Source organism: Salipiger sp., assembly GCF_059781815.1.
Window position 1 is genome coordinate 15834 of the sequence record NZ_JBYNAH010000056.1, and the last position, 8594, is coordinate 24427.

Consider the following 8594-nt stretch of genomic DNA (forward strand, 5'->3'; position numbering starts at 1 on the left):
CCCCCCACGCGCGCGGCGCGCGCGTTCCCCCCGAGGTATTTTTGAACCAGAGAAGACGGGGGCGCGGCGCGGTTGGTCGGGGCAGGCCGAGGAGGCGGCGCACGCGGCCGAGGAGGCGCCGCGTGTCGCGCGATGCAGGGGCGCAGTGATGCGCCCGGCGCTTGAAGGGGAGGCGGCGCTGGTCTATGTCCCCCTGACCACAGTTTTCCCGAAGTGAGACCGCCATGCGTGCCGAGACCCAGAAGACCGTCGAAAAGATCGAGAAATCGCTCGACCTGCTTGGCCAGCGGCTCGACTGGGAGACCGCGCCGCACCGGCTCGAGGAGTTCAATGCCCGGGTCGAGGATCCCAACCTCTGGGACGATCCGCAGGCGGCGCAGAAGCTGATGCGCGACCGCCAGTTCCTCGTCGACGCGATGGAGACCTACAGCTCGATCAAGCAGGAGCTGTCGGACAATGTCGAGCTGATCGAGCTTGGCGAGATGGAAGAGGATGACGAGGTCGTGGGTGAGGCCGAGGCCGCGCTCAAGGCGCTGGCCGAGAAGGCCGGCCAGAAGGAGCTCGAGGCGCTGCTCGACGGCGAGGCCGATGGCAACGACACTTTCCTCGAGATCAATGCCGGCGCCGGCGGCACCGAGGCCTGCGACTGGGCGCAGATGCTGCAGCGCATGTATGTGCGCTGGGCCGAGAAGCGCGGCTACGAGGTCGAGCTGCAATCGGAGGAAGCGGGCGCCGAGGCGGGCATCAAGTCGGTGGCTTACAAGATCTCCGGCACCAACGCCTATGGCTGGCTGAAATCCGAGAGCGGCGTGCACCGGCTGGTGCGGATCTCGCCCTTCGGCAAGGGCACGCGCGAGACCTCGTTTGCGTCGGTCTGGGTCTACCCGGTGGTCGACGACAATATCGAGATCGATGTGAACCCCTCGGACATCCGGGTCGACACCTATCGCTCCTCCGGCGCCGGTGGCCAGCACGTCAACACCACCGACTCGGCGGTGCGGATCACCCACATGCCCACCGGCATCGTGGTGACCAGCTCGGAGAAATCGCAGCACCAGAACCGCGACATCGCCATGAAGGCCCTGAAATCGCGGCTCTATCAGATGGAGCTCGACCGCCGCAACGCCGAGATCAACGCCCAGCACGAAGCCAAGGGTGATGCCGGCTGGGGCAACCAGATCCGCTCCTACGTGCTACAGCCCTACCAGATGGTGAAGGACCTGCGCACCTCGGTGGAGAAAGGCAATGCTCAAGGCGTCCTCGATGGCGACATCGACGCCTTCCTTGAGGCCACGCTGGCGCAGAAGGCGGCCGGCAAGAGCCGCGCCGACGCGCAGACCGGCTGAGCGACGCGCGGGGCGCTTGCCGCTGCGATACGCCACCGCTAGGCTTGCCGGAAAAGACCGGGGGCAGGGTGATGCGGGCGAGCGGCAGAGGAATTTTCGGGGCAGGGCACCGGAAGGGCTGGATCGGTGCGGGCCTGCTTGTGCTGACCCTCATTGCCGGATGCGCCGCGCCTTGGCGTTCGGATCCTCCCAGACCGCCGAGCATGGCCCTTGCGGACAGCGGAAGCACCCAGTTGGCGCGGCAGGTGCGGGCGTTCGGCGATCCCGGCGACGGGCGCTCGGGGGTGGCGCTCGTGAGCGACGGCCCGACAGCGCTGGCGCTGCGGCTGGGACTGGCGGAGCGGGCCGAGCGCAGCATCGACGCGCAGTACTACCTTCTGCATGACGACCCTTCGGGTCATCTTTTCGTCGGGCAGTTGCTGCGGGCGGCGGATCGCGGCGTGCGCGTGCGGCTGTTGCTCGACGACATGGACGCTCCGGCCTATGGCGACATGCTGACCGCGCTGGCGCGGCATCGCAACGTGCAGATCCGGCTCTTCAACCCGTTCCCGCGCGGGCTTGGGCGCGGGGTGGTGACGGCGCTCGAGTTCCTGCGGGTGAACCGGCGCATGCACAACAAGTCGATGACCTTCGACAACGTCGCTACGCTGGTCGGCGGGCGCAATATCGGCGACGAGTATTTCGCCGCGCATGACGACAGCAATTACAATGACCTCGACCTGCTTGCGGCGGGGCCGGTGGCGGCCGCGGTGTCGGAGCAGTTCGACGATTACTGGAACAGCGAGAAGGCGGTGCCGGTGGCGGCGGTCTCGGATGGCGGGATGTCTCTGGCCGCGGCCCGGGCGGCGCTCGAGACCCGCGTTGCAGCAGCGCGGGGCACGCCCTATGGCGCGGCGCTCGCCGCCGGGCGCAGGGCGTTCGTGCCGGGGCAGCGCAACCCGCTCGACTGGGTTCCGGCGCGGCTGATCGCCGATCCGGTGGAAAAATCCAGCCGCGCGGCGCGCGCCAGCGACACCGTGGGCGGGCAGATCCTGCCCTATATCACCGGCGCGCAGTCCGAGCTCTTTGTCTCGTCCGCCTATTTCGTGCCGCGCCGGCGCGGGGTCGAGTTGCTTGGGGAGATTGCGGATCGCGGCGTTGACGTGACCGTTCTGACCAATTCGATGGACTCGACCGACGTGCTGTCGGTCTACGGCCATTACGCGCTCTGGCGCGATGCGCTGCTGCGCCGCAACGTGACGCTCTGGGAGCTGCGGGCCGACAGCGCGCGGCCCGACCGGGACCGGCTCGGGCTCGAGAGCTCGCAGTCCTCGCTGCACACCAAGGCCTTCGCGGTCGACCGGCGCTATCTCTTCGTGGGGTCGTTCAACTGGGACCCGCGTTCGGTCTGGATCAATACCGAGATGGGCATCCTGATCGACAGCCCCAAGCTTGCCGGAGAGGCGGCGGACGCGTTCCGCCGGGGCCTCGTGGAGAACGCCTATCGCGTCACGCTTGACGAGGAGGGCGATCTGCGCTGGCTCGAGCGGCGCGACGCGCAGACGCTGGTGGTGCACCAGGGCGAGCCCTTCCTGTCGCGCTGGCGCGTGCTGATGAGCCGGCTCTACACGCTGGTGCCGATCGGCGGCCAGCTCTGAGGTCGCCTCTCTCGCGCCGGTCACGGCGCGCGGCAAGGCGGCGACGGGCCGGGTACCGGTGATCCGGGCGCAAAGATCTTGCGTGCGGCCACCGGTTCCGGGTTACACTCCCCGGCGGAGGAGTGGTCACACCAGAGGGAGGGTTGGGATGACCGAGACACCGGAGCACGGCGTGCCGCCGCTGGGAGAGGTGACATTCGACACGCTGAGAGAGGCGCTGCGCCGCGGCATGCTCGACATGGCGCGGGCACCGGGATTCGCGCTGGTGTTTGCCGGCTTCTACGTGCTCGCCGGGCTGGCGATGAGCTGGATCACATGGGCCACCGGGCAGAGCTACTGGCTGGTGCTGGCGGCGATCGGCTTTCCGCTGCTGGGGCCGTTCGCGGCGGTCGGGTTCTACGAGGTCAGCCGCCGGCTCGAGCGCGGCTTGCCGATGGACTGGATGCAGATCTTCAGCGTCATCCTGCGCCAGTCCAAGCGCCAGTTGCCGTCGATCTGCGCGGTGATCGTGATCGTCTTCCTGTTCTGGTTCTTCCTCGCGCACATGATCTTTGCGCTGTTCCTCGGGCTGTCGGTGATGACCAACGTCTCGTCGAGCTATGACGTCTATCTCAGCGCCAACGGGCTGACGATGCTGGGCGTGGGCTCGGTGGTGGGGGCGGGCTTTGCGGCGCTGCTCTACATGATCACCGTGCTGGCGCTGCCGCTGCTGCTCGACCGCGAGGTCGATTTCGTCACCGCGATGATCACCTCGTTCCAGTACGTCATGGCCAACCCGGTGGTGATGTTCGCCTGGGCGGCCTTTATCGCCGTGGCGACCTTCCTCGCGATGCTGCCGGCCTTCCTTGGCCTCTTCCTCGTGCTGCCGCTGCTCGGGCACGCGACCTGGCATCTCTATGACCTGATCAAGTCGGGAGCGGCGCCGGATGCGCCGGGCGAGGCCGTGGCGGCCTGACGCGAACCCGCGTCGGGCCTACACGAAGGGCTCGCCGATGCGCAGCTGCTTGCGGTGGAAGGTGGGGAGCTTGTCCTCGGTCACGTAGCCGGCGCTGCGGGCGGTGGCGAGCACCTGGTGCATGTCATGGCCGAGATACTCATAGACCAGACGGGCGGCCCGTCGTGCGGTCGGGCTCTCGGGCGTGGTGCGCAGCGTGTAGCCGACCCAGTAGATCTTGGCGAGTGCCGGGATCCGCGCCAGATAGTTGAACGAGCTTGTGACCGAGTCGCGACGACTCACGAGAATCGCGAGTCCTTCGGCCTGCGGCATTACCAGTCCGCGAAATTCGCGGGTCGCCGGATCGGTGGACATGCCGTGCATCTCCATTGCCGCTTTCGGTTCGAACCCGCGCAGGAAAGCGAAGTTGTCCTTTCGGGTGATCTGCACCAGACCGACAATAAAGCTGTCCGGATCGGTGAAGGCGGCGCGCGAGAAGCGGTAGAATCCGGAGGGGAAATCCTCTTCGGGGATCGGAATGACCAGACCGCCGCCGACGAAATCGCTGATATAGGAGTGATGCAGCAATCCTTTCGGGTCGCTGCCAATCTCGCCGACCGGTTCGAGCAGAATCCGTGCATCAACGCCGAAGAAAGTACAGATCCGGTGAAGAACATCTGGACGCGGGAAACTCTCCCCGGCAAGATACCGGTTAAATTGAGTTCTATTGATCCCGAGGTCGCGGCATAGTTGTGATACCGACGCCGCAGTTTGACCGAGCTGACGCAGATTCGCGCCAAAGACGCTGCGTAATTCGGCCGGACTCCGTTGGTTCATGTGTCTACGTGGCTCAACTTGTATCCGGATTGTCGCCAATCGCCGGGAGATTGTGGCTAAACCTTGGCGTCAAATGGGCGAAATCACACGCAAAATCCCATATTGATGCCAATTAGCGTCAAGGGTGACGCTGCTTCGCATCAAGGTTTAGCTTATTCGTCACAAAATGCAACCCAGAGACACTTTTCGCCCAATGTGCTGTGACACAGATTTGCTGCACCCTGTTTCACATCGAATTGTTGGGAACGTGAAAATGTCGCAGACGATGTACGGGGTTGTCCTCTGGGCGGACCACAAAGATCAGAAAGCCGTCATTTGGTGTGAGGATCACGGAGACCTCGCCCTCTATCACGACGCCTCAGCGAGCGTGCATGACGGCGTGTCGCTCGATGAGGGGGATCTCATCGAATTCGATCTCAAGCAGGAGGAAAACCTGCGCATGGCTCAAAATCCCCGACGGCTGGCGCAGAATCACTATCCCGGTCTCGCTCAGGCGCTTCGCCACGCTGACGCATCCCGAAACACCGGCCCGACGGTGCCTTGCGAGACCGGGAATGTGATCCCTTTCCGGGGGCGCAATAGCGGCGCACCCTCCGGCCCCCTGCACGCCACTCACGCCAGCTGACAGACGACCCAACACTCACGCAAGCGCGCCCGATCCCCGAAAGGTCGGGCGTCTTTGCGTTTGACGGTCCGGCTCAAGCGAAAGCCCGGGAGGCGATGCGTCTCCCGGGCTCTCTCATGTCAGGCGTGGGGTGTGGCGCTCAGCTGGTGCCGCGCGACAGGGCGGCGACGCCAGTGCGCGCCACCTGAACGAGGCCCAGAGGGCGCATCAGCTCGGCGAAGGCGTCGATCTTGTCGGGCGCGCCGGTGAGCTGGAAGATGAAGCTCTCGAGCGTCGAGTCGACCACCTGGGCACGGAAGATATCGGCCAGGCGCAGCGCCTCGACGCGCTTGTCGCCGCTGCCGGTGACCTTCATCAGCGCAAGCTCCCGCTCGACCGAGCTGCCCTCGGCGGTCAGATCGTGCACGTCGCGCACCGAGACGATGCGGCCGAGCTGGGCCTTGATCTGCTCGATCACCTGCGGCGTGCCGGTGGTGACGATGGTGATGCGCGACAGGTGGCCTTCGTGGTCGACCTCGGCCACGGTCAGGCTGTCGATGTTGTAGCCGCGGCCCGAGAACAGGCCGATGACGCGCGCCAGCACGCCCGGCTCGTTCTCGACCAGCACGGTGATGGTGTGCGCTTCCTGCACGTCCGAGAAGGTCGGGCGCAGGTTATAGGCCGAGTGCTTGGACGAGCCCTTCTTGATCTGTAGCGCGGACATGGTCTTTCCTTTCCGGTCGGGTCAGAGAATTTTCGTCCGAAAATTCTCCGGGTAGAGCAGGTGGGCAGGAAGAATTTTCGGACGAAAATTCTTCCCGGTCGCGGCGGTCGTCAGACCAGCACGGCGCCCTTGCCGGCGATGGCGTTGGTGGCCTTGGCGTCGCCCAGCAGCATCTTGTTGTGCGGCTCGCCCGACGGGATCATCGGGAAGCAGTTCTCGTGCTTCTCGACGAGGCAGTCGAAGATCACCGGCCCGTCGTGGTTCAGCATCTCCATGATCGCGTCGTCGAGATCGGAGGGATCCTTGCAGATGATGCCCTTGGCTCCGAAGGCCTCGGCGAGCTTGACGAAATCCGGAAGCGCCTCCGACCAGCTCGAGGAGTAGCGCTCGCCATGCAGCAGCTGCTGCCACTGGCGCACCATGCCCAGACGCTCGTTGTTGAGGATGAACTGCTTCACCGGCAGGCGATACTGCACCGCGGTGCCCATCTCCTGCATGTTCATCAGCCACGAGGCCTCGCCCGCGACGTTGATCACCAGCGCCTCGGGATGTGCCACCTGCACGCCCACCGAGGAGGGGAAGCCGTAGCCCATGGTGCCGAGGCCGCCGGAGGTCATCCAGCGGTTGGGATCCTCGAAGCCGAGGAACTGCGCCGCCCACATCTGGTGCTGACCCACTTCGGTGGTGATGTAGCGATCCCGGCCCTTGGTCAGCGCCTCGAGGCGCTCGAGCGCGTATTGCGGTTTGATCGTGGTCTCGGAGTTCTTGTAGGTCAGGCACTTGACCTGCTTCCACTCCTCGATCTGGCGCCACCACTTGGCCAGCGCCTCGCGGTTGACCTTGCGGCCGCGCGCCTTCCACACCTTGAGCATGTCCTCGAGCACGTGACCGACATCGCCGACGATCGGCAGGTCGGTCTTGATGACCTTGTTGATCGAGGAGGGGTCGATGTCGATATGCGCCTTCTTAGACTTCGGCGAGAACGCGTCGAGACGGCCGGTGATGCGGTCGTCGAAGCGGGCGCCGATGTTGATCATCAGGTCGCAGCCATGCATCGCGAGGTTGGCCTCGTAGAGACCGTGCATCCCCAGCATGCCAAGCCATTGCTTGCCGGAGGCCGGGTAGGCGCCGAGCCCCATCAGGGTCGAGGTGATCGGAATGCCGGTGGCATCGACCAGCTCGCGCAGCAGCTGGCTCGCCGCCGGGCCGGAATTGATCACGCCGCCGCCGGTGTAGAAGATCGGACGCTCGGCGTTTTCGATGGCCTCGACCAGCGCGGTGATGGTCTCCATGTCGCCCTTGACCTGCGGCTGGTAGTGACCGACCGGCGCCTTGGGCTTCGGCGTGTACTCGCTGCTGGCGAACTGCACGTCCTTGGGGATGTCGATCAGCACCGGGCCGGGGCGGCCAGAGGCGGCGACGTGAAACGCCTGGTGGATCACCGAGGACAGGTCTGCGGTGTCCTTCACCAGCCAGTTGTGCTTGGTGCAGGGGCGGGTGATGCCGACGGTGTCGGCCTCCTGGAAGGCGTCCGAGCCGATCATGAAGGTCGGCACCTGGCCCGAGAGCACCACGATCGGGATCGAGTCCATCAGCGCATCGGTGAGGCCGGTGACCGCGTTGGTCGCACCGGGGCCCGAGGTCACCAGCGCCACGCCGACCTTTCCGGTCGAGCGGGCGTAGCCTTCGGCGGCGTGCACCGCGGCCTGCTCGTGGCGGACGAGGATGTGCTGGATGTCGTTCTGCTGAAAGATCTCGTCATAAATCGGTAGAACGGCGCCGCCGGGATAGCCGAATACCGTGTCCACACCCTGATCCTTGAGGGCCTGAACCACCATTTTCGCTCCGGTCATCTGACGTGTCATCGCGTGTCTCCGTTTACGACGTCATTCATGTGTCTTGCGCATAAAAAAGCCCCCGAGGATTTCGGGGGCGCATGGGGGACCATTATGGTTCCGAGTTACCGGCCCATGCGCCATTTTCCTACAATAAGTACCAGCCGATCCACGTTGTGGACTCCTTCATTGCGCCGCGGGACATTAGGAGGATGGGGAGGGGGCGTCAACCTCGCAAACCACCAAAAAATGACGATTCAGCGAGATTGTTTTTGCGAAAGTTGCGAGGTGGCGGCGTTTGAGGATATTTTCGGAAAGATTTTTGCCGTTTTGCGAAATAGGGCAGCAAGGCTCACCCTTTTCGCGTGTCGGCTTTCGGGTGTCGGCGGTGCGGCCGCTCTGGCTGCGCTGTGCGGGAGATCCGTCCTGCCGTGCCGTACCCCGCACGCGCCGGGCTGAACGCTGACGCGCGGCGGTAATGAAATCGCCACAACACGTGCGCGGGTCGCGGTTTGGGGCTTGGTCCTTGGGGCGGGGCTGACGCTGGGCGCGCGATCCGGAAACACCGGTGCGCAGCATCGTGCCGGAGCCGCCTGGAGCGTCGGTCTGTCAGTCTTTCGGTCTGGAGAAATTGGAGCGGGCGAGGCGATTCGAACGCCCGACCCTTACCTTGGCAA

Annotated in this window: 7 protein-coding genes; 4 read left to right on the top strand and 3 right to left on the bottom strand. The window is 65.1% G+C overall.

Annotated elements, in window-relative coordinates:
* Positions 1-224 precede the first annotated feature (224 nt).
* From prfB to AC6RA4_RS08770, 3 genes are all read left to right on the top strand, one after another.
* Positions 225-1346, top strand: a complete 1122-nt coding sequence (gene prfB, locus AC6RA4_RS08760; RefSeq protein ID WP_500159425.1) for a peptide chain release factor 2 — start codon at positions 225-227, stop codon at positions 1344-1346.
* A 203-nt stretch (positions 1347-1549) separates the two neighbouring features.
* Entirely contained in the window at positions 1550-2983 is a 1434-nt protein-coding gene (locus AC6RA4_RS08765) for a phospholipase D family protein (protein ID WP_500159427.1), read from the top strand.
* A 148-nt stretch (positions 2984-3131) separates the two neighbouring features.
* Positions 3132-3938, top strand: coding sequence for a DUF2189 domain-containing protein (locus tag AC6RA4_RS08770; RefSeq protein ID WP_500159429.1), 807 nt, complete (start codon positions 3132-3134; stop codon positions 3936-3938).
* A gap of 18 nt (positions 3939-3956) precedes the next feature.
* Here the strand turns inward: AC6RA4_RS08770 and AC6RA4_RS08775 are convergent, their stop codons facing one another.
* A complete protein-coding gene (locus AC6RA4_RS08775) occupies positions 3957-4754 on the bottom strand; it encodes a helix-turn-helix domain-containing protein (RefSeq protein ID WP_500159431.1) in 798 nt (265 codons plus the stop codon).
* A gap of 253 nt (positions 4755-5007) precedes the next feature.
* Between AC6RA4_RS08775 and AC6RA4_RS08780 the strand changes: the two genes are divergently transcribed.
* Positions 5008-5379 carry a hypothetical protein gene (locus tag AC6RA4_RS08780; RefSeq protein WP_500159433.1) on the top strand — a complete coding sequence of 124 codons (372 nt, stop codon included), beginning with the start codon at positions 5008-5010 and terminating at the stop codon, positions 5377-5379.
* Between the two features lie 139 nt (positions 5380-5518).
* Here the strand turns inward: AC6RA4_RS08780 and ilvN are convergent, their stop codons facing one another.
* Positions 5519-6082, bottom strand: coding sequence for an acetolactate synthase small subunit (ilvN, locus tag AC6RA4_RS08785; protein ID WP_500159435.1), 564 nt, complete (start codon positions 6080-6082; stop codon positions 5519-5521).
* Between the two features lie 110 nt (positions 6083-6192).
* The gene (locus tag AC6RA4_RS08790; RefSeq protein ID WP_500159437.1) at positions 6193-7947 is read right to left on the bottom strand and encodes an acetolactate synthase 3 large subunit; all 1755 of its coding nucleotides are present in this window, start codon (positions 7945-7947) and stop codon (positions 6193-6195) included.
* Between the last annotated feature and the right edge of the window lie 647 nt (positions 7948-8594).

What these genes read in the sequence shown, in the direction of transcription:
- AC6RA4_RS08775 (WP_500159431.1), bottom strand. Translation starts at nt 4,754, where the DNA reads ATGAACCAACGGAGTCCGGCCGAATTACGCAGCGTCTTTGGCGCGAAT.
- AC6RA4_RS08770 (WP_500159429.1), top strand. Translation starts at nt 3,132, where the DNA reads ATGACCGAGACACCGGAGCACGGCGTGCCGCCGCTGGGAGAGGTGACA.
- AC6RA4_RS08765 (WP_500159427.1), top strand. Translation starts at nt 1,550, where the DNA reads ATGGCCCTTGCGGACAGCGGAAGCACCCAGTTGGCGCGGCAGGTGCGG.
- ilvN (WP_500159435.1), bottom strand. Translation starts at nt 6,082, where the DNA reads ATGTCCGCGCTACAGATCAAGAAGGGCTCGTCCAAGCACTCGGCCTAT.
- AC6RA4_RS08780 (WP_500159433.1), top strand. Translation starts at nt 5,008, where the DNA reads ATGTCGCAGACGATGTACGGGGTTGTCCTCTGGGCGGACCACAAAGAT.
- AC6RA4_RS08790 (WP_500159437.1), bottom strand. Translation starts at nt 7,947, where the DNA reads ATGACACGTCAGATGACCGGAGCGAAAATGGTGGTTCAGGCCCTCAAG.
- prfB (WP_500159425.1), top strand. Translation starts at nt 225, where the DNA reads ATGCGTGCCGAGACCCAGAAGACCGTCGAAAAGATCGAGAAATCGCTC.